The organism is Nitrospirota bacterium, assembly GCA_026387665.1.
Taxonomy (GTDB): domain Bacteria; phylum Nitrospirota; class Nitrospiria; order Nitrospirales; family Nitrospiraceae; genus Palsa-1315.
In genome coordinates this window covers 558,963-584,410 of the sequence record JAPLLG010000007.1, presented here as the reverse complement: position 1 = coordinate 584,410, position 25,448 = coordinate 558,963, and the positions used below count along the sequence as shown (strand labels likewise).

The following is a 25,448-nucleotide window of genomic DNA, read 5'->3' as shown; positions in this document are numbered from 1 at the left end:
TATTGGCGAAATTGGCGGGCCATGCAATCCGCGCGCATTTTATCGAACGGTCTGTGAACTTGCAAGGAATGGCGTTTAGTTGGTGCGGTGGCTGGCGATGAGGAGGGCGCCGAGGCGCCGGAGCCGTTGAAAGTAGGGCAGACAGTCTTCGTCGAGCTCGGCGGTCAGGTTGTCCAGGTCGGCGAGACAATCTTCGACGATCCCAAGTCGCTGCGCATCGAGCCCCTCGGGGCTGTCGAGGCAATACACCACGCAGCCGCTGATCACCGTGTCCAATGTCATCAGTGGGCCTTCTTGAAGACTGCCCACCTGAGGCCATCGTGCTTTCTTGTGGGTTTCCCAGAGGGTCAGCACGGCAGCCCGGTCCATTTCGAAATCCTCTGCGATGGTGCGATTCAGTTTCGGCCGATCCACCCTAGCGCATGGAGTAACAGGGCCGCAAGCGCACAGAGACCCAGTCCCCAGAATCGATAGTCGATGTCGTCCCGACCGATGCACCACGCGATGACCGGTTCACGCCAGGAGGGAGATCCGAACGACAAGAAGAGTCCCTTGGCGACCATGCCTCCCGCCGTCACCAGCCAGAGCCACCGGTAGGGCAGGTCCTGCGCGGCGAAAAACAAGAAGGTGCCCGCGATGATGGCGAGAAGCTCCCACCGCAATATCGACGGGGACCGCTGCAGTAACTCGCGGACCTGCGTGATGATGAAGCGGGGAGCGATCAACAGGGTGATGCCGTCGGTCAACCAAATGCCGGCGAGGGCGGCCAAGGCATAGTCCTTCAATCGAGAGCCCCCGGCCATGCGCGATTCCTGCCCATCTGATATTGCTCGTTCACGGGTAGAGCCCACGATGGAGATGGGCCTGGGCGACTTTATCGATTCCGCTCATCAGGGCGGCCATCCGCATGGACGTGTTTCTGGAGAGGGAAAACTGTAATGTCCGATGAAAGGCGCTGGTCAGAATATCCTGCAGCCGGTCTTGAATGTCTGTGGCTTTCCAGAAAAATCGCTGCACATCCTGCACCCATTCGAAGTAGGACACGATCACGCCACCGGAGTTGGCCAGGATGTCCGGAATAATAAAGACGCCCTTGTCTTGTAAGATGCGATCGGCCTCCAGGGTCGTCGGACCGTTCGCCCCTTCGGCAAGAATCCTGCAGCGCAGCTTTGCGGCATTGCGTTCGGTGATCTGCTCGGAGAGCGCGGCTGGGACCAGCACGGTGCAGTCGAGCTGCAGCAAGTCGTCGTTGGAGAGCCAGTCTCCCAGCTTGGTCTCGCGGAGGGATTGGCCGTCGGTCTGGTAGCGGGTGAGGAGCTCCGGAATATCCAACCCTTTCGCATTATGGATGCCGCCGTTCACATCGCTCACGGCGATCACGCGCGCGCCGCATTCTTGCATGATGCGAGCAGTGTGGGACCCCACATTGCCGAATCCTTGGATGGCCACGGTGCAGTTCTGCATGTCGAGCTTGAGATGACGGAGGGCTTCGATGGTGACATAGGTCACTCCGCGGCCTGTGGCCTCTTCACGTCCGAGGCTGCCGCCGATCGAGAGAGGCTTGCCTGTGACGACGCCCGGCACTGAGTACCCCACTTGCTGACTATAGGTGTCCATCATCCATGCCATCACCTGGGCGTCTGTGCCGACGTCCGGGGCGGGGATGTCCTGCTCCGGTCCGATCAGCGGGAAGATTTCCGCGGCATAGCGCCTGGTTAGTCGCTGGAGTTCTGCTCGCGACAATTGTTTGGGATCGATTGCCACGCCCCCCTTGGCTCCTCCATAGGGCAGGTCGGTTAAGGCGCATTTCCAGGTCATCCACATGGCGAGGGCTGCGACTTCCCCGAGATTCACGTCCGGATGGTAGCGGACACCGCCCTTGGTGGGGCCGCGGGACGAATCATGCTGTACCCGATAGCCGGTATAGACTTCGACCCGGCCATCATCCATGCGAACCGGCACGCTGACGATCAGTGACCGCTGCGGAAGTTTCAGCCGCTCGCGTAAATTCTGGTCCAGCTCCATCGCCTCGGCTGCTTGATCGAACTGCGCCACCGCCAGCCGGAACGTTTGTGTGTCGAATTCACGCATGGGTTGTTCCTTTATCAGGGGTGCAGTTGGGATGCCGCTGTAAGCTGGCGATCATGATGCTCCTGCCTCAGGGGGGCAGGCGGGAGATCGATCCATTGCAGATTGAACGTTCGCGCGAATGCTACTGCGACCTGCTGCGCAACGGCTAGAGGGGAGAGGGCAGACTGCCGGACCTCCGCCATGGAGGTGATGGGACATTGCGCCAGGCCGCAGGGCAGGATATGGGAGAAGGGGGAGAGGTCCAGGTCCACGTTGAGCGCAAATCCGTGGATCGTGACCCCGTGATCGATCCGGACTCCGATCGCGGCAATCTTCGCATCGGCCTGGTTCGCGCGGACCCAGACGCCAGGTTTCTTGTCGAGGCGATAGCCGTCAATCTCCCAGTGCGCGAGGGTCTGGATCAGGACTTCCTCCAACATCCGCACATACTGTTTCGGCCCTGAACAATAATGGGACAGTTTGAGAATGGGATAACCCACGACCTGTCCCGGTCCATGGTAGGTGATCGAGCCTCCCCGATCGACGGACTGGAGGCTGGCGCCTGTTTGACGAAGAGCCTCTTCTCCGCAGTTCCAATGGGTTGGCTTGGTGCTACGGCCCAGGGTATAGACCGGCGCATGTTCAAGGAGCAACAGGGTATCCCCTTGCCTCTCCGCAATCCGTTCTTCTTGCAGTTGTTGTTGAATGGTCCAGGCCTCCGCATAGGGGACTGGCTCGGAGAATCGAATGAGCCTCCCGACTTGCTGGGCAGGAATTGGGGGAGTCTTCTTCTTCTGTTTCGGGAAATCGTGACTCATGGGACAGGCTTCAGCAATGCGGGTTTTTGAATCGAGATCGTGGACTGGACGTTTTTTCTTTGAATCGTCAGTTGCAAGAGAGGCTGGTCCCCGGACCGTCGGAGGGCATGCCAAAAATCTCCGAGATTATAAATCTGATGTTGTTCCACAGCGGTAATGATGTCTTCGTTATGGAGGCCGCCGACGGCAGCAGGCCCTGTCGGTTTGACATTGAGGGCCAGGACCCCGCGGTCGCCTTCCAGTTCGAAGCTGGCCATGATGCTGGCTGTGATGGTGACAGGGGTGAATCCGATGTCGGGGCGGAGGACCGAGCCGCGGGCGATCATCGATTGAATATGGGGGTAGATGGCTTCCATGGAAATCGCATAGCTGATGGCTTGAGCAGAGGGGGCGATGGCCACGTTGATGCCGATCACATGACCGGCCAGATCGACGAGCGGCCCTCCGCTATTGCCCGGGTTGATAGCGGCATCGGTTTGGATCAGATCGTAGAGGGTTTCGCCGTCCGGGGTGAGCACCGAGCGATCGACCGCGCTGACGACCCCGACTGTGACAGTTGAGCCTCCCTTGAGGGCGAGGGGGTTGCCGATGGCGATGACCGACTCGCCGATCTCAAGCGATGGAGAAGGACTCAGCGTGGCTGGCACCAAGTCCGTGGCTGTGATCTTGACGAGGGCCAGATCGAGCAGAAAGTCTCGGGCGACGACACGGCCCGGAGTCAATCGGCCGGTTGAGAGTCCCACCACCAGGCTTTTGATGCCCGCCACCAGGTGATTGTTTGTCAGGATATAGCCGCCCTCGTCGATAATGACGCCGGATCCGGACCCGGATTGGGCCTGCGAGGGAGTGGCAGGCACGCCGCGCGTCAGAATGGTGACGACCGAAGGGCGCACTTTTGCCACGACGGCCGGGACCGAGAGAGGTTTTTCATGGGAGGGGGCTGATCCGACCACTGGCTCAGCTGAGGCGATCGGCGCCTCCAGGGTCCAGGCGCTGGCAAGAAGGAATGAAATTGTGACGAAGCGAAAGAGGAGAGAGTGGATCGTTGTTGTGCGCACAGTCATCATGGGGCCTCGTCCATTCGAGAGGGCCTCATTGTCGCATAAGTGCTCTCAGGGGGAAAGCCGTAGAAGAGAAAAGGGGCGAGGATGATCCTCGCCCCTTTCTGTCGGATGACCGCGTTTACTGGATGGCGGCAAACATTTCTTTAATCTGAGGAGTCTTCAGCTTCTTGAGCGCTTTCGCTTCAATTTGACGAATCCGTTCTCTCGTCACCGAGAGGCTCTGTCCTACCTGCTCCAACGTGCAGGCTTGATCGTAGCCGATCCCGAATCGTAGCCGGATGACGGTCTGCTCTCGCGGCGTGAGCATGCCGAGAATCCGTTCAAGCTGCTGCGCCATTTCCGTCAAGTGCACATTGGCGTCCGGCGGGACTGCTTGCAGATCCGGGAGCAGTTCCCCGAATTCCGTGGTCCCGTCACCCACCGGTTTCTCCAGGGCAACCGGCTCTTGAAAGGCCTGCACGGTTTCGTGGAGTCGCTCCGGTCTCATCTTCAGCACCTCGGCCACTTCTTCAATCCGAGCCGGACGGCCCAGTTGTTGTCCGAGCCGTCTGGTCACGCGAAGAATGCGGTGCGAGGCTTCAGTCTGGTGAACCGGGATGCGAATGGTCCGCGATTGATCCGCCAGCCCTCTGGTGATGCCTTGACGGATCCACCAGGTGGCATAGGTGCTGAATTTGAATCCCTTGCGGTATTGATAGCGTTCGGCCGCTTTCATCAACCCGATATTGCCTTCCTGCACGAGATCCAGCAGGGTCAAGCCGCGGCCCGTGTAGTGCTTGGCGATATCCACCACGAGCCGCAGATTGCAGCGCACCAATTCGTCCTTGGCCTGTTCGAGCACGATCCGGGCGGAGCGGAGGGTGGCCAACTCTTCCTTAAGCTGCTTGACTATGGTCGCCGGAAGTTTTTGTTGTCCCGTTCCTTGTGAGATTATCTCGGTCAGACTCTGCTCGGCCTTATTGAGCGACGTGGCTGAGAGTCCGCTCAACCCTTTGACGAGCTGGAGAGTCTGAACCGCCTCGATCACAGAATCAGTCCGTTTGAGTTTGGGGACCGCTTGGATGGCGCGCCGTAAGGCCTTTCGAATGGTACTCGTCCCGCCATCGATCTTCTTCGCCAGCTCGACTTCTTCTTCTCTGGTCAGCAAGGCCCGTCCTCCGAATGAGCGAAAGTAGAGCGACTCCAACATGAAAGGGCCGCCATTCACAGCGGTGCGAGTCACGGCCTTTGCCTGCACGACAGGCTCTTCCTCTTCGGAGGTATCGCGACCGATCACATCCAGGAGGCCGCTCGCTTCAGGATCGTCTGCATCGACATCCTTTGCAATCGCGACCAACTCTTCCGGTTCAGGGGTTGGGAATAAATGTTCTCTCATGTCGTTGCCCCTCCTCTGACTGTCCGATGTTGTGTTCCGCATGGCTGTGACCTCGGTCGGTTTGGTTTGTTGCTCTACTACATGAGAGACAGTGATTCGTAAAACGATTCATTCTTGTTTTGTTGCCTTTCTATGCAGCAAATCCTGTGCTGGACTGTTCATGAGAGCGGTAGCTCGTAATCCATCGAAAAGGCAGGACTGTTAGAGCGATTTAATGAGGAGAGGTGAGGGGCGGTGATGCAGCCTTGTCACAATTGCGCAGTGCGGCGATAGGGCACAGGCTCAATTGCCACATTGCAAGCGGCTGAAACAGTCGTTGTGAAAAGCGGCAAGAGGGAAGAGCCTGGTTGTTTGTCCGGTTGAAAACCAGGCGCAGCGCTTCTAGAATGGGCTCCTATGGCACAATTTCAATCGGGCGAACGTATCCACTTGGTCGATAAGAAGGGGCGGCAGTATGCCCTGACCTTAAAGGCCGGAGATCGCTATCAACTGAGCGGTCACAAAATCGATCATGACGACCTCATCGGAAAGCCGGACGGCTCTTTGGTCACGCTTTCCGGCAATAAGACGATGTTGGCGCTCAAGCCGACCTTCGGCGACTATGTGCTGAAGATGCCGCGGGGCGCGCAGGTGTTGTATCCGAAAGATTTGGCCCTCATTCCCATGTGGGCGGATGTCTATCCCGGCGCGCGCGTGTTCGAGGCGGGGACCGGCTCCGGAGCTCTGACGATGGCCCTCCTGCGTGCCGTGGGCCCGCGCGGTCTGGTCGTGACTTACGAAGCCCGCGAGGATTTCGCGAAAACGGCGATGACGAATATTGAACGGTACATGGGCCCGATGCCGAATCTTATCCCGCTTCGCCGGAACGTGTATGAGGGGATCAGCCTGCTCGACGATGGTTTGCTTTTCGATCGTCTCGTCCTCGATCTTCCGGAGCCTTGGCAGGTGGTGCCTCATGCGGCCCAGGCTCTCCGTTCCGGCGGGATCTATTTGAGTTTTGTGCCCACCGTTCCTCAAGTGGTGCAGACAGTGGAGGCCCTTGAGAAAGCGATGGTCTTTGGCATGATCGAAACGTTTGAAACGCTCTTGAGGACCTGGTCGATTCAGGGCCGTAGCGTCCGGCCCGATCACCGCATGGTTGCCCATTCAGGCTTCATCACCGTGGCCAGGAAAATCGAGTCTGGTTTGTGGCCCACCGCGCAAGCGGCTGAGGCTGTGGACGAGGCTGCCGATGATCGTGACGAGCAAGAGGACGACGCGCGATGAATCGGTTAAGTGGAAAGGTCGCGATCGTTACGGGGGGCAACGCCGGTATCGGTGAAGCAATCGCCAAAGCCTTTGCGCGCGAAGGGGCCTCGGTCGTGATCACGGGAAGACGGCAAGGGGAGCTGGACCGGGTCGTGAGCGACATTGTGAAGGAGCAGGGCCAGGTCTTGGCCGTTGCCGGATCGGTCACAGATGAAGCGCATGTCCAGGAAACGGTGCGTCAGACGCTGCAGCAGTTCGGGCGGCTGGACATCCTCGTCAATAATGCGGGAATCGGAGAGTTTGGGAAACGTCTGCACGAGACCGATGATGCAACCTGGGCGCAGATCCTCGACGTCAATCTGAACGGGGTGTTTCGCATGACGCGGGCTGCTTTGCCGCAGATGCTGAAGCAGGGGACTGGCGCGATCGTCAATATCTCCTCCATTGCGAGTCTGATCGGGCTCCCTACCTTGCCGGCCTATGCCGCCTCCAAAGGGGCGCTCGATTCCCTGACTAGAGCCCTGGCGGTCGACTACGCCAAGGATGGGATTCGTTGCAACGTGGTGAATCCAGGACTGATCGATACGCCGATGGCCGCTCCTCTGATGAGCAATCCCGAACAACTGGACCCCATTCTGGCGCACTATCCTATCCGGCGAGTCGGGAAGCCGGAAGAAGTGGCCAGCATGGTCCTCTATCTCGCGTCCGACGAGGCAGCCTGGGTCACAGGCGGAACCTTCCCGGTCGATGGTGGCATGACCATTTCCTGAGGCGCGGCGATTCTCGAACCTATGGATATCAATGCACATACTCAGTTCTGCGGCGTCATCGGCAATCCCGTCGAACATTCGCTCTCTCCCGCGATTCATAATGCCGCGTTTCAGAAACTCGGTTTGAACTTCGTGTATCTGGCCTTCCGCGTGGAAGCGATCGGCGACGCGATCAAGGGGCTGCGCGCCCTGGGTAACTTTCGTGGCGCCAGCGTGACCATCCCCCATAAGGTGGCGGCCGTTCCCTTTCTCGATTCTGTCGAACCGACCGCCCGTCATATCGGCGCGATCAATACGATTGTGGTAGAGGGCGGAAGCCTGACAGGCTACAACACCGATGCAACCGGCGCCTTGCGCGCGCTTCGCGAAGGTGGCGTGGCCTTGAAGGGGCAGTATGTGGTGATGCTCGGGTCCGGAGGCGCGGCCCGCGCGATCGCCTTTGCGCTCGGAACAGAGGCGGGAATCGATCGCTTGACCCTCTTGGGAATCGACGAACGGGAACGCACAACTCTGGCGCAGGATCTCCAATCGAAGACAGGACTGACAGTGCAGGCATCGCCTTTGGATGAAGCGACTCTGCGACAGGTTTTGCCGGAGGCTCAGGTGCTGATCCATTGCACCCCGATGGGCATGTCGCCCAATGTGCAGGGAACCTCTGTGCCGGCTTCGTTGCTCCATGCGGGATTGACGGTCATGGACATCGTGTACAACCCTCGGGAGACCAGGCTGCTGAGGGAGGCGAAGGCGGCGGGCTGCCGCACGATTCCAGGGCTCGAGATGTTTCTCCATCAAGCAGCGGCGCAGTTCGAACTCTGGACCAACCAGGCAGCGCCGACCGACGTCATGCGCGCCGTGCTGGAGTCCCGCTTCTCATGAACATCGTCCTGATCGGCTATCGGGGGACCGGCAAGAGTACGGTGGGGAGGCGGCTTGCGGCGCGGTTGGGACGAGACTGTCTGTCAACCGACGCGGAGATCGTCGCTCGGGCGAAGCGGACCATTCCGGAGATCGTGGCGCAAGAGGGCTGGGAGCATTTTCGCGATCTGGAGTCTGCTGTCTGCCGTGATCTTGCTGGCCGCGACCAGCTCGTGATCGATACAGGAGGCGGGGCCATCCTTCGCCCGCAGAATGTCGAAGCGCTCAAGAAGAACGGCACCTTGTTTTGGCTGACGGCCTCCGTCGAGACGATTGCGAAACGCATCGGCGGGGATAATCAGCGCCCCTCGCTGACCGGGACCAAATCGTTCGTCGAGGAAATTCAGGATGTGTTGCGGGAGCGGGAGCCAAAGTATCGCGCCGCCGCCGATCATGTCATCGCGACGGACGGTCGAACGATCGATCAATTGGTCGAAGCGCTGCTCGCATTGCTTCCCCGTTCTTGACAAGGTCTCACTCGAAGTGTTTGAAATAGCCGATGCGCCCGTAGCTCAATTGGATAGAGCATCGGACTTCGGATCCGGGGGTTGGGGGTTCAATTCCCTCCGGGCGCACCATCCAAATAATCCGGCAAACCGTCCAGCCTGAACCGTTGCAATATCAACGGAGTAGGGCTCGGTTCTCCAGTTGTTTCGAGCGGGTCATGGCTCGTAAACATCATAGTTTTCAATCACTTCCAGCTTCTTGTCCACGCGAACCAGCGGAATTCACGCCTTCCCTGGGATGCTATACTGACAGGACCTCGTGAGCCTTTGGGTGAAGGGGTTCTCGGTCGTAGACTATGTGCCAGGGGCAGCACTATTCCTATTGCACTCGATGATTGCTGTAGTATGATTTTAATGATCATGTGGCGATCTGTTTTTACGGATAACAGAGCCGCGACGAACAGCGCAGCCAAGAAGGAGAGGCCATGATGAACCACGATGTCCTTCACGATGTCCGGGCTGGGTTTTTCTTGATGGTGGGGTTGGCCATGCTGGCCTTTATTTGCGCTGTGGCTGCATTGAGTACTGTGATGCATCCGCCACGGTGGGCTGATCGCAAGCTGACTCACTTCTAAATAGCTTCCTTTCTTGCCACCTCATTTCTGGCTGCTGAGAGAGAGGGCCTGTTCGCTTACCGGCGTTCATCTTTCCGCATCAATTCCATATTTCCACTCCCAATAGCTTGATAACTCAGGTGAAATTGTCGCTGTCCGTTAGTGGACTCGCTTTTTCATTCAGGTGCTATATTTTACCTACATAGGCGAAATCTTATTCCAAGGGAGGGGAACAATCATGATCGGACGTCCGACGAAGACCAGTGTTGTAATAGCGATGGGGCTTGTCCTGCTGGCAGGACAGGGCTGTAGCATGAAATGGCTGCAGTCTGATGGAGAGACGGGATCCGAAGGCGGTCTGACTCAAGGTCGGTCGGACGGAGGATTGAGTGGTTTCTCTCGGAATCCCATGGAAGAACGGTTGGGCCGTGGCGGGGATATCGCATCGCTCGCCTCTTCCGGGATGGGCGCCCGTCAGCGCGCGGAGTTAACCAGGGAAGAACAGGCGGCCATCGAAGCCGGCTTGCAAGACGTGTTTTTCGGATACGATCAGTGGCTGTTGTCGGATAGTGGCATGGCTGCCTTGAACCGTGATGCGCAGTGGCTCAAGGATCACCCTGGCGCTGTGATGAAGGTGGAAGGCCATTGCGATGAACGGGGAACGGCCGACTACAATGTGGTGCTGGGCGATAAGCGGGCGAAGGCCGCCCGCAGTTATTTGGTGGAGTCCGGGGTCAGTCCCAAGCAGGTGGCGATCCTGTCGTACGGCAAGGAGCGCCCGTTCTGCAGGGACCAGGATGAATCCTGCTATCAGCAGAATCGCCGCGGGCATGTGTTGCTGAAGCTGAAGCAGTAGCGAAAAGACTTACTCTGTTCGAGAAGCCCCGGCCTGCTCAGTCGCGAGACGCCGGGGCTTCTTGTTTGAGTTGGACTGAAGGGGGCCGGGCCATGACCAAGAGTTCCGCCAAAACCAGCGCGAAGAAATCGAAGCCCCGCGCCGGCAAGGAAGAATCGTTCAGGGAGCAGCGCCAGCAGCCGCGTTTTACGTCGCAGTTCAGAAGCACCTTCTCGGGAGGGCAACGGGAGGGCCAAGGCCGGACGCGGGACCTCTCCATCGGTGGCTGTATGATCGAGACGGATTTCCCGGTTGTCGAGGGCACGTCCTTCGAATGCCGCATCTATGTTCCAGGGCTCGATTGGCCCCTGCGTATCGACGAAGCCCATGTGCGGTGGGTGAAGGCCAAGACCTTCGGGATCCAGTTCACCAAGATCCAGGCTGAGGAGAAGGCGAAACTCAAGCAAGTCATTGCCAACCTCGATGCAGAAGGCACTGCGTAATCTTTTCTCACCAGGTTTTTCGTACCATCCAATATAGACCTGACAATCGCCTGCCCTCTACGAACGGGGCCCTTTCCACTTATTCCATGATTTATTCGCGAGCCAGAGTCGCGCCATGGTATAAGGCCTCCGTAGGATCTGACGTCAAGATTCTACGATTCTGATACCTTAGCTTCTCAATCAATGAGCGAGGATCCATAGGATGGAACAAGCTATGCTGCCAACCGCTCCGCGATACGAAATTGCCACCGTTGCGGGCGGGTGTTTCTGGTGTCTTGAAGCGGTCTATGACCAGATGCAGGGTGTGGTGTCGGTCGAGTCAGGCTATGTCGGCGGTCAGATGGATGCCCCGACCTATGAAGCGGTCTGCAGCGGACGAACCGGCCATGCAGAAGCGGTGCGTATCACCTTCGATCCCGCTGTCGTCAGCTATCGTGAGTTGCTAGAGGTCCTGTTCGTCATCCATGACCCGACGACACTGAACCGGCAGGGGCATGATATCGGGACACAATACCGCTCCGCCATTTTCTTCCATACGCCGGAGCAGCAACAGGTGGCGGAGGACATGATTGCGGCGATCACCAAAGAGGGCCTCTATCCCAACCCCATCGTGACGCAAGTGGAGCCGGCCGGGATTTGGTACGAGGCTGAACCTTACCATCAAGAGTATTTCGTGCGGCATCCCTTCGAGGGGTACTGTGCTGCAGTCGTCCTGCCCAAGGTCATCAAGTTTCGCAAACAGTTCACCTCAAAACTGAAATCGTAGCCTGCCTCAACTTTCAGCTCTTGCTGCGCTGGGCGAACCGGTTCACTCGTCCAGCCAGGCATCGTCGTGCCCCGCTGTCTGGTCTGATGTGCGCAGTGCTTTGAAGTCGAACAGCTTCTGGTCCAGGAGAAACGGCAGCGACACATTTGACAGAGCGGCGAACATGCTGTCCGTGCAGCTGGGTGACCGCTGTTCCCATTCCCGTAAAAATGCTTTGACCTCTTTCCTCTTGAGGTCCTCTTGTGAGCCGCAGAGATTGCAGGGAATAATGGGAAAGGCGCGCAACTTCGCATAGCGCGCGAGATCGCTCTCCCGCACCGCGGCCAACGGCCGAATGACCAGATGCTTGCCGTCTTTCGAGCGCAGTTTCGGCGGCATCGTCTTGAGCTTGCCGGTGTAGAACAGGTTCAGAAGCAGGGTTTCGACAATGTCATCACGGTGGTGGCCCAGCGCGATCTTGGTTGCTCCCAATTTCGTGGCGACGTGGTAGAGAATGCCACGTCGGAGTCGGGAGCAGAGGGAACAAGTTTTCTCTCCCTCAGGGATGAGTCGTTTGACGATGGCATAGGTGTCTTGCTCCTCGATATGGAAGGGAACGCCGATCTTTGCGAGATAGTCGGGGAGCACATGGGCCGGGAAGCCTGGCTGTTTTTGGTCCAGGTTTACCGCGACCAGGTCGAAATGAATCTTGGCATGCCGTTGCAAGACGAGCAGTAAGTCGAGCAGGACGTAACTGTCTTTTCCGCCTGAGAGGCAGACCATGATTTTGTCGCCCTCTTCGATCAGGCCATATTCGCCGACGGTTCCCCCGACGAGGCGCAGCAGTTTGGTTTGCAACTGTTCGGTGGCCACGTCGAGTTTGTGAAGCGCGCGTGGGGAGCGTGTAGACTGTGACATGGGTCGGCATTTTACTCGGTCAGCCGCGCCACTGTCGATCACCAAGCGGAGGCATTATGAAGCAGGATGAGAGAGGCTCGGGCGGGAAGCCGCAGTCCGTCCTGTTCGTCTGTACGGCGAACATTTTCAGGAGTGTGACCGCCGAATATGCGCTCAAGATCAGACTTGGCGCGGACAGCTCCTGCGTCGTCAGTTCCGCTGGAATCGACGTTAAGCCTCAGGCGATGCATGATTGGGTCCAGTCCCGGTTGCGCACGAAGGGCGCTGATCCAACCACCCATGTTCAACGACAACTGACCAGGGAGATGCTCGAAGTTGCCGACCTCGTCATGGCGATGGGGCGCGACCACCAGATTTTTATTCGGGAGGAGTTTGGGCTGGATGTTCCGCTCTTCAATCAGGTTTGTCTCGGCCAGGACGAGCCGATTCTGGATCTCCACGAAGTGATGCCGGAGTGGAAGACCGATCCCGAGCAGGCTCGCGCCTATGTCTGGTCCGTGATGGATAGCATTTGGGCCACGGCGCCGACCCTCCTTCCCGCCTCCAGTAGTCCGGTTTGACGGAATATATTGCCTAGTAGGATGCTGAAAAAGTCCGCCAGCGGCGTTCTCGCGTCGCTCAGAGGCTCAACGTACCGAAGCGTACGCCTCGCCTCTTCGCTTGCTGCGGCCTTGCTGGACGGTCTTTTTGAGCATCCTGAGGTAATTTGTGCCCCAGTACTGTACGGAATATTTTGGCCGGGATTTTCGGATCAACCGAGTTTTTTCGTAGCTTGCTAGGCCGGTTCATTCTTGAACTCAATCGGACATTTTTCTCCATCGTGCAGGCCTACCGACTGGATGGCCTCCTGAGTCAGGCCAATCCTGAAACACCTGCTATATTCTCTATAGGGATTCTTGCAGAGTGCCGGTCGGAGGATTGTGTCCATGCATCGAGCGCAGATACAAACAGCTGCCCAGTCAGAGGGGGGCCAGCCGGAACCGGAATGGGTCTCGTGGTCTGACGAGAAGATTCTGGCCCTTCCCATCTGTCGCCTGGGTCTCACCCTTGAGGGGGGATTCCTGTCCGAGCAGATCGCCCAACTCTACGCAGAACTCGAGGCCAGGCAGCTCACCTTTCGTCCCCACTTCTGGTTGTCGAACGAATGGTTTACCCCGGACGGTGTGCCGGGAATCGCCATTCCCTTTTATCTGGCCCATCCGCGTCTCGCGAAACTTGAAATGGGGCAGATGCTCGAAGTCGAGGGAGGGACCGCGGAATGGTGCATGCGTATCTTGCGGCATGAGGCAGGCCATGCCATTGAGAATGCCTATCGTCTCCGCCGTCTTCGCAGCCGGCAGCAAGTATTCGGCCGCTCGTCGGATCCCTACCCGAAATATTACAGTCCCAGACCCTACAGCCGGAGCTTCGTGCGCCACCTCGACGTGTGGTATGCGCAAAGCCATCCGGATGAAGACTTTGCCGAAACTTTTGCGGTCTGGCTCACGCCCGATTCGACCTGGGCCGATCGCTACAAGGGTTGGCCGGTCCTGAGGAAGCTGCAGTATGTGAACGGGTTGATGCAGGGGCTGGCCGGCGTCCCGCCCAAGGTGGTGACGAGCGAGGAAATCGATCCGCTGCCCGTGCTGAAGAAGACCCTGCGCGAGCATTACGAGCGAAAGCGCAAACATTATGGCATCGAGCACCGGTCATTTTACGATCCGGATTTGAAACGGCTGTTTTCCGACTCGCCGGCCCATGCCGACAAAATGAGCGCCGCCACCTTCCTGAATCGTTTCCGCAAAGAGGTGCGCCGCAAAGTGTCGGCCTGGACGGGAGAATATCAATATACGATCGACCAGGTGCTGGAGGACATGATTCAGCGCTGCCGCCAGCTTCACTTGCGGCTCCCGCTGGCAGAGGAGCAGGCGAAGCTGGACTTCACGATTCTGTTGACGGTTCACACGATGAACTATTTACGCAGCGGGCGGCATAAGGTGGCGGTATGAGACGGCTGCGTGTCCTCGTCCTCATGCACGAAGATCTGGTTCCTCCTGATCATCTCAGCGGGCAGGATGCAACCCGCGCCGCTTGGAGGACGGAATACGACGTGGTCTCCACGCTACGGAAGCTCGGCCATGACGTTAAACCGATCGGGGTCAGGAGTGATCTTGGCGTGCTTCGGTCTGCCATTGAAGAGTGGAAGCCGCACATCGCCTTCAATCTGCTCGAAGAGTTCGATGGAGTGGCGGTGTACGATCAGAACGTCGTCTCGTATCTGGAATTGCTTCACGTGCCCTATACGGGGTGCAGTCCTCGGGGGTTGATGCTGGCGCGGGACAAGGTCCTCTCCAAGAAGCTGTTCTCGTTCCATCGTATTCCGTTTCCGGATTTCATGGTGGTGCCGCAGGGGCGGGCTGTGAAACGCCCCAAGGGCCTGTCGTTCCCGTTGATCGTCAAGTCAGTGACCGAAGAGGCGTCGCTGGGAATTTCCCAGGCCTCCATTGTCCAGGACGACGAGAAGCTCAAGGAGCGAGTGGCCTTCATCCACACGAGCATCGGGACTGGCGCACTCATCGAGCAATACATCGAGGGGCGCGAACTCTATGTCGGGGTGATGGGCAACGGCCATGCGGAGGTTTTGCCGGTCTGGGAGTTAATCCTGGATAAGCTCCCGGATGATGCCAGGCGGATTGCGACTGAGCGAGTCAAATGGAGCCGGACCTATCAAGACAAGTATGGGATCGATTCCGGCGAAGCCAAGAACCTTCCGAAGGGGAAGGCCGAGGAGATTCAACATCTCGCAAAGCGTGTCTATCGTTCACTCGGCCTGAGCGGCTATGCGCGGATCGACGTGCGGATGGACGGGCAGGGGAATGTCTTCGTGTTGGAGGCCAATCCCAATCCGCAAATCGCGCATGACGAAGATTTCGCGGATTCGGCGCAGAAGGCCGGCTATAGCTATAAAGATCTGTTGCAGGAATTGATCAACATCGGTCTTCGCTGGCAGCCGGCTAAAGCGGCGTAGCGCCGCTTCACCTCACCGTATCGAATCCTTCATCAATGCTATGGGTTGAAGCGGAAGCCGAACAGCAGGGCGACGCTTGTGCTGTCCTTTTCCTGGAGCGACGGGGCGAGGTTGATATCGTGGAGATTGACGATCAGGGTTGAGGAGAGCGCGAGGTTGTGGGCGGTCTGATATTCGACTGAGAGGCCGAGGGGGATATACCAACTCGTGTCGTTGCGGTCGATGCGGCCCGCGCCGGTTCCCCGGTCGAGATCCGCGTGGATCAAGCCGATTCCCGTGAAGGGCACCAGGTTGATGCCATTCTTCAAGCGAAAGTGATAGCGAGTGACCCCGGCGAAGGAGACTTGAAAGAGATCGCCGACCGGGCTGAGCTGCATCATCGGTCCGATGGAAAAGTTTCGATCGAGATAGTAGTCGGCGCTGAGCGCCATGGTGAAGACCGTGCCGTTGACGGTTCCCGAGGTGAGTCCCAGGTCGCTTCCGAATCCCCAGCGTTGTTCGTCGGCGAGGGCGGGAGTGGCAGATACGGTGCTCGCGGCGACGATCGTCGCCAGGGCTGCGGCACAGGCCCATCGAGAGAATGAGTTGGCGATATATTGAATCATAGTGGCGGACTCTAGCATGGGGGGCGCGGCGCAGACAAGTCGCTTGAGGCTGCCGGTGCGAGTAGCGTATTCTCTCGGTTCTTGAACGAGGGAAGGATGGGTTTATGTCCGCTCATGCCATGACGCCGAAACAAGCAGCGGTTGCGCTGATCGCCGCGATGCCAACCGGTGTGTCGGTTCAGCAGCTGGAGGAATATGGGATCGCGGCGACGACGGAGCAGGCCCAGGCGATTACGAGCGAAGTGCTGTCGCTGAACCTGTTTTGGATCTTCGCCTCGATCGAGGCGCATATTCCGCAGAAGTATCAGGCCCTGCTGTCGGAGTTCATCCTGGATACGATGGAGGCAGGCTGGGGCATGACCCTTCCCGTCGGGTCGATGGCTTGGACTCCATACCTCAACGAATGGCAGGAGCGCCGTCGTCGGTACAGCCGTCTGGTGGAAGAAGGAATGAGTCCGCTGGCGATCAGTGCGGACGCGGCTGATTTGATGGAGGAGCGCCAATTAGTGAAAGAGGAGGAGCGGCGGAATCTCCTGACATTTTTAATCGATTTCGTGCCGGTTGATACCTACGGGCAGTTATTGCAAGACGTCGGGTAATCTTGCTGTGTGCCGAAGCCTGTCAGAGATAGCGGTGATCGACGACCTTCCCTGTTCCATCCAGCTCATAGAGCAGCGGCGCACCGGTCGGGATATTCAACTCCAGCACTTGTTCCCGTGAGAGCTGCTCCAGTTCCATGATCAGGGCCCGCAAGCTGTTGCCGTGCGCCGCGATGAGGATCGTTTCCCCCTTCAAGAGGTAGGGTTTGATGGTCTGCTCATAATAGGGCAGCACACGCTCCGCTGTATCTTTCAGACTTTCCCCACCCGGCGGAGGCACGTCGTAACTCCGGCGCCAGATTTTCACTTGCGCCTCACCATATTTTTTCGCCGTCTCGGCTTTGTTCAGTCCCTGTAAGTCGCCATACATCCGTTCGTTGAGGGCCTTGTCCCGCTCGATGGGGATCTTCGGTTGACCGATTACGTCCAGCGCCAGTCGGAGCGTTTCGTTCGCCCGTTCGAGCACGGAGGTGAAGGCGCGATCGAAGGTGAAGCCCCGGAGTTTCTCTCCCGCATTCTTGGCTTCCTGGATTCCTTTCGGCGTCAAGGGCACATCGACCCATCCCGTGAAGCGGTTTTCCAGATTCCATTGTGATTCGCCGTGACGCAGCAGCACTAATCGAGCCATGGTCTATTCCTCTTGCGCCGGAAGAGATTTCGCGGCAGGTCGCAAGCATACTGGAACAGCCGATCAAGTCAAGCGGTTGCTTTCGCCTGGCGCTGGCAGTACCATTCCGCCTGATTTTCCCCATAAAGGATAGACTGCCCGTATGACCGCCTCGCCACCTCCCGATATGAACTGGTCCGCACTGGAAGTGTGGTGGAACGGAATCGGTGAGCGGTTACAGGTCGCCGACCGGGCCCGCGATTTCTTTACAGGCATGAGAGCGGGCCGTGTCTTTGATCGGATCGCGCAGGCCGGCGGGCAGGCCGACTATATCCTCTTTGTGCTCATGCGTTACTGGGTGCCGACGGTGCTTCCGCCGCCGGGACGAGAGCGGCTCACCAAGAACGATCCCGACTATTGGCTGGAATCGGAGCAGATTCTTAAGGCGGCCACCGCGCGCCTTCGAGAGCTCAAGCCTCTCATCGAATTATTGACCACGCCGAACCCTCTGGCAGAGTCAGCCCTCGGAGGGGGAGGGGCCTCTTCTCCGGTCGCAGAGGTCGAGTTGGGGAAGATGTTGGAAGGCATTGCCGAGGTGGCAGGGAGCTATGGAGGTCCGGACTATACTTCGGTCATCAAGCAATTCGATCCGGTTCCCCTCCGGCAGACTCAGCCCTTCAAACATAATAAGAAACATAGTGCCGAACTCTGGGTGGTGTTCCTGCTGCGCGAGCATTTTCGCAGCCTCGGCCTCGGCAAAGATCGCTACTGGCAGCTGATTGCGCCGGTCTGTGCGGCGGCGGCCATCCTTCAGCCGAACGGTCAGGCCTATGCGCCGGATGAATTGAAGTCCTGGTGGCAGAAGAACTGGCCGCGCACCTATACGCAGCTGGAGCAGAAGCAGGAATCTTCTGACGCGGGCGGCGCCGCCTACGAACAGGATTTCGGGTGGTTTCAGGCTTGGATCGGATGGCAGCGGAGCCGGTAGCAGGCTGGTGAGAACAGCTGCCTGCGTCGTTTTCGCATCGTTCAGACCTTCAACGTACCCCAAGGGTACGACTCAGGTCCTCCTCGCTTAGGTACTCGTCGTGCTCGTCGCTGCTGGCTTGGCCGGTTTGGACGGCATCTGATCTCCGTCCGGTAGACCATCCTGCAGTAGCTTGATCATCGTCAGCGCAAAGAAGATGTACATGGCGACTCCGACCCAGATGACGTAGGGCTGGACGCCCCCAGCCTCCTTCAAGGCCTCGTCCTGTTTCACTGGATCGGTCCAGGCGCTCTTCTTGATTTCGCCGATCTGCTCGCGGCAATGCCAATAGTACAGATAGTTCGCGGTGGCTCCGGCCATGATGCTCCAGACAAGACCTACGGTGAAGTCGCCGGTCAGGTAGGTCGAAAGCATGGGGCCGAGGGCATAGACCAGCGCATAGACGTACATCTTCCGATAGAGAAACCAGAGGAAGGAAATGTAGAGAAAAGCCGGCCAATTCCACGTCAGCGCGAACTTTGGCTCATCGCCTAGGCCAAACTTCTTGAAATGTTCCATGTAGCGATCGGCGTGGGGGCCGATGAATTGGCGCCAGATGGCTTCATCGCTGGGTGTGGCGGCGGCGGTTGCGACGATTGGAGCCTCAGGCGCGGTGGCCAGCGAGTTCCCGCATTGGTAGCAGAATTTGGAATCTTCTTGATTTTGCTGTTGGCATTGCGTGCAGGGTTTCATCCGCCAGAGACTATCACAGTGGAGGCGTCATCTGGGTAAAGAAGCAGCGCGGCCCTGTGCCCCGTCTTCGGCCCCCCATTTCAAGTTGCTTCCATCGTTAGACCTATGCTACCTTCCCTTACTTTACAAGGGGATACGTCTGTCATGCCGACAGAAGAACTGAAGCAAGACGCCGCACGGTATTTGATGCAGACCTATACGCGTCAACCACTCGCGATTGCGCGAGGACGGGGGACGAAGGTCTATGATTTTGAGGGGCGCGAGTACCTCGATTTCGTCGGCGGGATTGCGGTGAACATCCTGGGACATGGCCATCCGGACTTAGTCCAGGCCATCCAGCGCCAAGCCGCGCAGCTGATCCACACCTCGAATCTCTATTACACAGAACCGCAAGTGAAGCTGGCGCAGGTGCTGGTCGACCACTCGTTCGCCGACAAGGTGTTCTTCTGCAACAGCGGGGCAGAGGCGAATGAAGCGGCGATCAAGCTGGCCCGCCGTTATTCGCATGACAAGTATGGAGCCGGGCGCTTCGAGATCGTCACGATGAAGAACTCGTTTCATGGTCGGACGATGGCGACCTTGACGGCCACCGGCCAGGATAAGATCCAAAAGGGCTACGAGCCGTTGCTTCCGGGCTTCCGTTACGTTGCCTTCAATAGTCTGGAAGAGCTGACCGAGGCGGTGACCGACAAGACCGCGGCCATTATGCTTGAGCCGATCCAGGGTGAGGGGGGCGTCCACGTCGCGGACCGCGAGTATTTGAGGCAGGTGCGGGACCTCTGCACGAAACGAGACGTGCTCTTGATCTTCGATGAAGTGCAGACCGGGATGGGACGGACTGGGACCCTGTTCGCCTATGAGCAGCTAGGGGTCCAGCCTGACATCATGACCCTGGCGAAGGGGCTGGGCGGAGGCATGCCGATCGGCGCCTGTCTCGCGACCGATTCCGTGGCCCAGGCCTTCTCCCCCGGCAGCCATGCTTCGACATTCGGCGGCAATCCGTTGGCCTGCGCCGCGGGGTTGGCAGTCTGCCGTGTGTTGCTGGAAGGTCAGGTGCTCGACCAGGCGCGCCGGATGGGTGAGTATTTCGCCAAGGGATTAGTCGACTGTAAGGAACGGCACCGGGTCGTGCGCGAGGTGCGGGGCCTCGGGCTCTTGCAGGGGATGGAGCTCGCCATGGAGGGGAAAGTCGTCGTGAGCGAATGTTTGGCTCGCGGCATTTTGATCAATGGGACCGGCGAGCATGTGCTGCGGTTCGTGCCCCCGTTGATTATCAGCCAGCCGGATATCGATCGACTGCTCGAAACGCTCGGACAGATTTTCAGCAAGCAGGCAGCCTAAGGCGCTCCCCGCCGATTGGACAAGACGGTATGACGAAACGAGCGGTACAAGTGCCGGCCGGCAAAAAAGATCTTCTGGATATCGCCACCATCAGCAGGGCGGAGGTGGAGCGTCTGCTCGCGTCCGCAGTCCTGCTGAAAGAGAAGCAACGACGCGGGATTCCCCATCCTCTGCTGTCCGGCAAGACGCTGGGGCTCCTCTTCCAGAAACCTTCGACGAGGACGAGAGTCTCCTTCGAAGCTGGCATGAACCAGTTGGGCGGCCATGCGCTGGTGTTGCCCATGGGCGAGATACAGCTCTCGCGCGGAGAAAGTGTTCCCGATACGGCGCGTGTGCTGTCCTGCTATCTCGACGCGATCGTGATCCGCACCTACGACCATGTGATTGTGGAGGAATGGGCGCGGGAAGCGACGATGCCGGTCATCAATGGACTGACCGACCTGAGCCATCCCTGCCAGGCCCTGTCCGATCTGTTGACCATTCGCGAGAAGAAGGGCCGGTTGAAGGGGATCAAGATCGCCTATATCGGCGACGGCAACAATGTGGCGAATTCCCTGATCGAGGCGGCGGCGAAGATGGGGATGGTGATCGCCCTTGGTTGTCCGGCCGGGTATCAGCCGGAGCAGCATATTGTGGACCGGGCCAGAGTGGAAGCCGAAAAAACCGGCGCCTTGATTGAAATCAGCCAGGATCCCCACATCGCGGCGAAGGATGCGGATGTCATCTACACGGACGTCTGGATCAGCATGGGCCGCGAGCGGGAGCAGGCGCGGCGGTTGAAGGTCCTGGCGCCCTATCAAGTGAACAGCCGCCTGTTGCAGCGCGCCAAGCCGGATGCGATCGTCATGCATTGTTTGCCCGCCCACCGGGGAGAGGAAATCAGCGCCGAGGTGCTGGACGGTCCTCAGTCCGTGATCATCGACCAGGCGGAAAACCGGTTGCACATGCAGAAGGCCATTTTAACGAACCTATTAGGCAAGAGGAGTCGAACCAAACGATGAGTCGTGGCAAGAAGAAAGTCGTGTTGGCCTATTCCGGCGGGCTCGATACCTCTGTGATTTTGAAGTGGCTGCAAGAGACCCATGATTGCGAGGTCATCGCGTTTTGCGCCGACCTGGGGCAGGGCGAGGATTTGCAAGCGATCAAGGCCAAGGCGAAAAATCTTGGCGTCAAGAAAGTCTACGTCGAGGACCTGCGCGAGACCTTCGTGAAGGACTATGTCTTCCCGATGCTGCGTGGCAACGCCATGTACGAAGGTTGCTATTTGCTCGGGACCTCGATTGCGCGGCCCCTCATTGCGCGGCGGCAAGCCGAGATCGCGATCCAGGAAGGTGCCGAGGCGGTGTCGCATGGCGCGACGGGAAAGGGCAACGACCAGGTCCGGTTCGAGCTGACCTACACGGCATTGGCGCCGAATCTCAAGATCATCGCACCGTGGCGTGAATGGACGATGGGATCGCGGCGCGAATTGATCGAGTATGCCGATCGGCACGGTATTCCCGTCACGGTGACGAAGGCCAAGCCCTACAGCATGGATCTGAATTTGTTCCATGTCAGCTATGAAGGCGGCATCCTGGAAGATCCCTGGAAGTCGCCGCCGGACGAGATTTTCCAAATGACCGTGTCGCCGGAGAAGGCGCCGAACAAGCCGCTCGAAGTCGAGATCGGCTACGAGGCCGGCAATCCTGTGTCGGTCGATGGAAAGAGAATGAGCCCTGCCACGTTGCTGGCCCATCTCAATAAGCTGGGTGGCGCCCATGGCATCGGCCGCGTCGATCTCGTCGAAAATCGCTATGTCGGCATGAAGTCTCGCGGGGTCTATGAAACGCCGGGCGGGACGATCCTGCATGTGGCGCATCGCGGGATCGAGTCCTTGACGATGGATCGCGAGGTACTGCACTTCAGGGACAGTTTGATTCCGCGTTTCGCCGATTTGATTTACAACGGCTACTGGTTCAGTCCGGAACGGGAGATGCTCCAGACGGCCATCGATGCGGCACAGCAGGACGTGACTGGCACGGCGCGGGTGAAGCTCTATAAGGGGAGCTGCACGTTGGCCGGACGTAAGTCGAAGAATTCGCTCTATCGACTCGACATCGCCACGTTTGAAGAAGACCAGGTCTATAATCAGAAAGATGCAGAGGGGTTCATCCGGTTGAACGCGTTGCGGTTGAAGATCCGAGCCCAACGAAAGAAGGCCACGACCTAATGGCACGAGCAAAGGGCCGCAGTCCCGCCGCGTCGAAAGGCGAAAAGGCTTGGGGCGGGCGGTTCACGCAAAAGACGAATCGGTTGGTGGAGGCCTTCACCGTCTCGGTGGCGGTCGATCGCCGGCTCTATGCCTATGACATTCAGGGGAGCATCGCCCATTGCCAGACCTTGGGGAAGGCGCGCGTATTGACCGCCGCTGAAACCAAGGCGATCGTGAAGGGGCTGGAATCGGTGAAGCGAGAGCTGGATCGGGGCCGTTTTCGTTTCACGCAACAAGACGAAGACATTCACCTGGCGATTGAGCGCCGGTTGACGGAGTTGATCGGGCCGCTTGGCGGCAAGGTCCATACGGGCCGGAGCCGGAACGACCAGGTGGCGCTGGATATTCGGCTGTACTTGCGGGATCAGCTCGGCCGACTCACGGCGCATCTGGAAAATTTCCAACGGGTCCTGGTGGCGAAAGGGAAGGCGAACCGCACTGTGGCGATGCCTGGCTATACGCATCTGCAGCGGGCGCAGCCGGTCTTGTTTGCCCATCATCTCCTGGCCTATGTGGAAATGATCGAACGGGACAAGGGGCGGGTGCGCGATGCCGTGGCGCGATTGAATGTCATGCCGCTGGGGTCCGGCGCGCTGGCGGGGACGAACTATCCGGTCGATCGTCTGTTCACGGCCAAGCTGTTGGGCTTTCCCTCCGTCACGCAAAACAGTCTCGATGCCGTGTCCGATCGCGATTTCATGATCGAGGTGGCTTCGGTGCTTTCGATCACGATGATGCATTTGTCACGGCTTAGCGAAGAATTGATTCTCTGGTCGTCTCAGGAATTCCGGTTCGTCGATCTTCCCGATGCCTTCTGTACCGGCAGTAGCATGATGCCGCAGAAGAAGAATCCCGATGTGCCGGAACTGGTGCGGGGCAAGACGGGCCGTGTCTATGGCCATTTGGTGAATCTGTTGACGACTCTCAAGGCCTTGCCCTTGAGTTATAATCGGGATCTTCAAGAGGATAAGCCTGCCTTGTTCGATGCCCTCGACACTGTCACGGCCTCGGTGGAGGTTTTGACGGAATTGATGCGCCGCCTCACCGTGAATCGGGAGGTCCTCAAGCAGGCGGTGCAGGGTGGCGGGATGTTGGCGACGGAGGTGGCGGACTATCTTGTGGGCCGAGGGGTGCCGTTTCGTGAGGCCCACGCGATCACCGGCCGTGTGGTGCGGGCCGCCTTGGACCAAGGCCGTGAACTTACGGACTTCTCGCTCCAGGAGTTGCGGGAATTTTCTTCGCGTATTGAAAAGGGCCTGTTCGCTCGGTTGACGGTCATGGCCGCGATCGACCAGAAGTCCCAAATAGGCGGGACGGCCAGGGCGCGAGTCGAGCAGCGCATCAAAGAACTGGAACGGAGGCTCTCGTGAGGATACGGAGGCCAAGCGCGACATCCATCGTGGCTGTATTGATGATGGGACTCTTGGTGGCTTGCGGGGCCGTGGGGCCGCCGGTTCCTCCGGAAAATGTCGGTGTGAATTTGACCATTAAGGAACAAAAGAGGCTGGAGAAGCTGGAGCTGTTAAAGCAACGGAAAGCCGAGTTCCCTGATATGCCGTTGGATCAATTATTGCTGCTAGAGGGACAGGATGTGGAGCTTCCCCCGTTACGACCGGTGGGAACTCGTTAGTCGCGATGGCGCCGTCGGAGGGCTCCTCGCTCACCGGCCTCGAATTTTTCAATAAGGATTTTCAGGATGAACAATTTCGAGTATCGACAGGGCGAATTGTATTGCGAACAGGTACCGGTCAGCCGGATTGCGAAAGAAGTCGGCACGCCCTGTTACATCTATAGTTACTCAACCCTCGTGCGCCATTTCCGGGCCTACGATGGGGCCTTCAAGAGCTTGCCTCACGTGATTGCCTTTGCCATGAAGTCCAACTCCAATATCGCAATTCTCCGCCTCATGGCGAAGGAGGGGAGCGGAGTGGATATTGTGTCTGGCGGAGAATTGTTTCGTGCGCTCAAGGCCGGCGTACCTCCCTCGAAGATCGTGTTCGCAGGGGTCGGCAAGAACCATGGGGAGATTCGCGAGGCCTTGAGGGCCGATATCCTCATGTTCAACGTCGAATCTCCGGCTGAGCTGCAGGCGATCAATGAAGTGGCGAAGTCCGTCGGGGTCAAGGCGCGGGTCGCCCTGCGCATCAATCCCGATATCGATCCGAAAACGCATCCCTACATTTCGACCGGCCTCAAGAAGAGCAAGTTCGGGATCGCCGCCGACCGGGCGCTCGAAGAGTTCACGCTGGCCGCGTCACTCGCCAACATCGATGTCGTCGGAGTGCATAAACATATCGGGTCGCAACTGACCGAAGTCACTCCCTTCGTCGAGGCCGTGAAGAAGGTGGTGACATTGGTCGCAGCCTTGAAACAACAGGGCATCAATATCCGGTACGTCAATATCGGCGGCGGGCTCGGCATTACCTATTCGGACGAAACGCCGCCGCTGCCGCAGGACCTCGCGGATGCCGTGTCGCCCTTGCTGAAGGATTTGAATGTCACGCTCATCATGGAGCCGGGCCGCGTCATCGTCGGTAACGCCGGCATTCTCGTGACGAAGGTGCTGTATCGGAAGGACGGCGAAGCGAAACGGTTTATCATCGTCGATGCGGCGATGAACGATCTGATCAGGCCGAGCCTCTACGGGGCCTATCACGAGATTCGCCCACTGTCGGAAGAGGTCATGAAACGGCCCAAGCATAATGTGGACGTCGTCGGCCCGGTCTGCGAGTCGGGCGATTTTCTGGCAAAAGACAGGTTGCTCCCGGAGGTCAATCCTGGCGATATGCTGGCGGTGATGAGCGCCGGCGCCTATGGCTTCGTGATGGCCTCTAACTATAATTCGCGGCCACGGGTGCCGGAAGTCTTGATCAAAGACGGAGAGATCCACGTCATCAAGACCAGGGAGACCTACGAGGATTTGGTCAAAGGCGAAACGATTCCGGCATTTCTCGACTGATGAGCGGCGCGGCAGACGCGTCTTTGTGAAGGAGCCAG

The 25,448-nt window shown here is 58.5% G+C and carries 28 protein-coding genes, 1 tRNA gene and 1 pseudogene; 20 read left to right on the top strand and 10 right to left on the bottom strand.

The window, feature by feature from the left end:
* Positions 1–75 precede the first annotated feature (75 nt).
* The 6 genes from NT179_07160 to NT179_07135 all read right to left on the bottom strand — a co-directional run bounded on the left by NT179_07160 (position 76) and on the right by NT179_07135 (position 5,327).
* On the bottom strand, positions 76–414 hold the full coding sequence (locus NT179_07160; GenBank protein MCX5721795.1) for a hypothetical protein: 339 nt from the start codon (positions 412–414) through the stop codon (positions 76–78).
* Positions 396–803: a hypothetical protein gene (locus tag NT179_07155; protein ID MCX5721794.1), complete on the bottom strand. Its 408-nt coding sequence runs from the start codon at positions 801–803 to the stop codon at positions 396–398. The genes NT179_07160 and NT179_07155 overlap by 19 nt, the downstream gene beginning before the upstream one ends.
* 31 nt (positions 804–834) lie before the next feature.
* A complete protein-coding gene (locus tag NT179_07150; GenBank protein MCX5721793.1) occupies positions 835–2,091 on the bottom strand; it encodes a Glu/Leu/Phe/Val dehydrogenase in 1,257 nt (418 codons plus the stop codon).
* 14 nt (positions 2,092–2,105) lie between these two features.
* Positions 2,106–2,888 carry a lipoyl(octanoyl) transferase LipB gene (gene lipB, locus NT179_07145; protein MCX5721792.1) on the bottom strand — a complete coding sequence of 261 codons (783 nt, stop codon included), beginning with the start codon at positions 2,886–2,888 and terminating at the stop codon, positions 2,106–2,108.
* Positions 2,885–3,955, bottom strand: a complete 1,071-nt coding sequence (locus tag NT179_07140) for a trypsin-like peptidase domain-containing protein (GenBank protein MCX5721791.1) — start codon at positions 3,953–3,955, stop codon at positions 2,885–2,887. Before NT179_07140 ends, lipB begins: the two co-directional genes overlap by 4 nt.
* Positions 3,956–4,070: 115 nt before the next feature.
* A complete protein-coding gene (locus NT179_07135; GenBank protein MCX5721790.1) occupies positions 4,071–5,327 on the bottom strand; it encodes a sigma-70 family RNA polymerase sigma factor in 1,257 nt (418 codons plus the stop codon).
* A 396-nt stretch (positions 5,328–5,723) separates the two neighbouring features.
* Between NT179_07135 and NT179_07130 the strand changes: the two genes are divergently transcribed.
* From NT179_07130 to msrA, 9 genes are all read left to right on the top strand, one after another.
* Positions 5,724–6,593 (top strand): tRNA (adenine-N1)-methyltransferase, encoded by an 870-nt coding sequence (locus NT179_07130; GenBank protein ID MCX5721789.1) that lies wholly within the window; start codon positions 5,724–5,726, stop codon positions 6,591–6,593.
* Positions 6,590–7,345: an SDR family oxidoreductase gene (locus tag NT179_07125; protein MCX5721788.1), complete on the top strand. Its 756-nt coding sequence runs from the start codon at positions 6,590–6,592 to the stop codon at positions 7,343–7,345. Before NT179_07130 ends, NT179_07125 begins: the two co-directional genes overlap by 4 nt.
* Positions 7,346–7,366: 21 nt before the next feature.
* Positions 7,367–8,221: a shikimate dehydrogenase gene (locus tag NT179_07120; protein MCX5721787.1), complete on the top strand. Its 855-nt coding sequence runs from the start codon at positions 7,367–7,369 to the stop codon at positions 8,219–8,221.
* Complete coding sequence (locus NT179_07115; GenBank protein MCX5721786.1) at positions 8,218–8,727, top strand: shikimate kinase; 510 nt, start codon at positions 8,218–8,220, stop codon at positions 8,725–8,727. The genes NT179_07120 and NT179_07115 overlap by 4 nt, the downstream gene beginning before the upstream one ends.
* 34 nt (positions 8,728–8,761) lie before the next feature.
* Positions 8,762–8,838 (top strand) — tRNA-Arg (locus NT179_07110).
* A 353-nt stretch (positions 8,839–9,191) separates the two neighbouring features.
* A complete protein-coding gene (locus tag NT179_07105) occupies positions 9,192–9,341 on the top strand; it encodes a hypothetical protein (protein MCX5721785.1) in 150 nt (49 codons plus the stop codon).
* A 217-nt stretch (positions 9,342–9,558) separates the two neighbouring features.
* The gene (locus NT179_07100) at positions 9,559–10,176 is read left to right on the top strand and encodes an OmpA family protein (protein MCX5721784.1); all 618 of its coding nucleotides are present in this window, start codon (positions 9,559–9,561) and stop codon (positions 10,174–10,176) included.
* A gap of 92 nt (positions 10,177–10,268) precedes the next feature.
* Positions 10,269–10,658: a PilZ domain-containing protein gene (locus NT179_07095; protein ID MCX5721783.1), complete on the top strand. Its 390-nt coding sequence runs from the start codon at positions 10,269–10,271 to the stop codon at positions 10,656–10,658.
* 202 nt (positions 10,659–10,860) lie between these two features.
* Positions 10,861–11,424 carry a peptide-methionine (S)-S-oxide reductase MsrA gene (gene msrA / locus NT179_07090; protein MCX5721782.1) on the top strand — a complete coding sequence of 188 codons (564 nt, stop codon included), beginning with the start codon at positions 10,861–10,863 and terminating at the stop codon, positions 11,422–11,424.
* 78 nt (positions 11,425–11,502) lie between these two features.
* Here the strand turns inward: msrA and ttcA are convergent.
* Positions 11,503–12,321: pseudogene (ttcA, locus tag NT179_07085) on the bottom strand (tRNA 2-thiocytidine(32) synthetase TtcA).
* A 56-nt stretch (positions 12,322–12,377) separates the two neighbouring features.
* Between ttcA and NT179_07080 the strand changes: the two are divergent.
* From NT179_07080 to NT179_07070, 3 genes are all read left to right on the top strand, one after another.
* A complete protein-coding gene (locus NT179_07080) occupies positions 12,378–12,881 on the top strand; it encodes a hypothetical protein (GenBank protein ID MCX5721781.1) in 504 nt (167 codons plus the stop codon).
* Between the two features lie 366 nt (positions 12,882–13,247).
* Complete coding sequence (locus NT179_07075; protein ID MCX5721780.1) at positions 13,248–14,309, top strand: putative zinc-binding metallopeptidase; 1,062 nt, start codon at positions 13,248–13,250, stop codon at positions 14,307–14,309.
* Complete coding sequence (locus NT179_07070; GenBank protein MCX5721779.1) at positions 14,306–15,328, top strand: ATP-grasp domain-containing protein; 1,023 nt, start codon at positions 14,306–14,308, stop codon at positions 15,326–15,328. The genes NT179_07075 and NT179_07070 overlap by 4 nt, the downstream gene beginning before the upstream one ends.
* Positions 15,329–15,366: 38 nt before the next feature.
* Here the strand turns inward: NT179_07070 and NT179_07065 are convergent, their stop codons facing one another.
* On the bottom strand, positions 15,367–15,933 hold the full coding sequence (locus NT179_07065; GenBank protein ID MCX5721778.1) for a hypothetical protein: 567 nt from the start codon (positions 15,931–15,933) through the stop codon (positions 15,367–15,369).
* A gap of 104 nt (positions 15,934–16,037) precedes the next feature.
* On the opposite strand from NT179_07065, the gene NT179_07060 reads away from it, so the two are divergent.
* Positions 16,038–16,532 (top strand): hypothetical protein, encoded by a 495-nt coding sequence (locus NT179_07060; GenBank protein MCX5721777.1) that lies wholly within the window; start codon positions 16,038–16,040, stop codon positions 16,530–16,532.
* 22 nt (positions 16,533–16,554) lie between these two features.
* Here the strand turns inward: NT179_07060 and NT179_07055 are convergent, their stop codons facing one another.
* Positions 16,555–17,160: a 2,3-bisphosphoglycerate-dependent phosphoglycerate mutase gene (locus NT179_07055; protein ID MCX5721776.1), complete on the bottom strand. Its 606-nt coding sequence runs from the start codon at positions 17,158–17,160 to the stop codon at positions 16,555–16,557.
* Positions 17,161–17,302: 142 nt separating this feature from the next.
* Here NT179_07055 and NT179_07050 point away from each other — a divergent pair, with 142 nt between their 5' ends.
* Complete coding sequence (locus tag NT179_07050; GenBank protein MCX5721775.1) at positions 17,303–18,127, top strand: hypothetical protein; 825 nt, start codon at positions 17,303–17,305, stop codon at positions 18,125–18,127.
* A gap of 87 nt (positions 18,128–18,214) precedes the next feature.
* Here NT179_07050 and NT179_07045 read toward each other — a convergent pair whose 3' ends face one another.
* A complete protein-coding gene (locus NT179_07045; protein MCX5721774.1) occupies positions 18,215–18,859 on the bottom strand; it encodes a DUF2628 domain-containing protein in 645 nt (214 codons plus the stop codon).
* 144 nt (positions 18,860–19,003) lie between these two features.
* On the opposite strand from NT179_07045, the gene NT179_07040 reads away from it, so the two are divergent.
* The 6 genes from NT179_07040 to lysA all read left to right on the top strand — a co-directional run bounded on the left by NT179_07040 (position 19,004) and on the right by lysA (position 25,410).
* Positions 19,004–20,200 carry an acetylornithine transaminase gene (locus tag NT179_07040; protein ID MCX5721773.1) on the top strand — a complete coding sequence of 399 codons (1,197 nt, stop codon included), beginning with the start codon at positions 19,004–19,006 and terminating at the stop codon, positions 20,198–20,200.
* Positions 20,201–20,229: 29 nt separating this feature from the next.
* Complete coding sequence (gene argF / locus NT179_07035; protein MCX5721772.1) at positions 20,230–21,201, top strand: ornithine carbamoyltransferase; 972 nt, start codon at positions 20,230–20,232, stop codon at positions 21,199–21,201.
* Positions 21,198–22,409 carry an argininosuccinate synthase gene (locus tag NT179_07030; GenBank protein ID MCX5721771.1) on the top strand — a complete coding sequence of 404 codons (1,212 nt, stop codon included), beginning with the start codon at positions 21,198–21,200 and terminating at the stop codon, positions 22,407–22,409. Before argF ends, NT179_07030 begins: the two co-directional genes overlap by 4 nt.
* A complete protein-coding gene (gene argH / locus NT179_07025; GenBank protein MCX5721770.1) occupies positions 22,409–23,821 on the top strand; it encodes an argininosuccinate lyase in 1,413 nt (470 codons plus the stop codon). The genes NT179_07030 and argH overlap by 1 nt, the downstream gene beginning before the upstream one ends.
* Positions 23,818–24,081 carry a hypothetical protein gene (locus tag NT179_07020; GenBank protein MCX5721769.1) on the top strand — a complete coding sequence of 88 codons (264 nt, stop codon included), beginning with the start codon at positions 23,818–23,820 and terminating at the stop codon, positions 24,079–24,081. The genes argH and NT179_07020 overlap by 4 nt, the downstream gene beginning before the upstream one ends.
* Positions 24,082–24,147: 66 nt before the next feature.
* On the top strand, positions 24,148–25,410 hold the full coding sequence (gene lysA, locus NT179_07015) for a diaminopimelate decarboxylase (protein ID MCX5721768.1): 1,263 nt from the start codon (positions 24,148–24,150) through the stop codon (positions 25,408–25,410).
* Positions 25,411–25,448 lie beyond the last annotated feature (38 nt).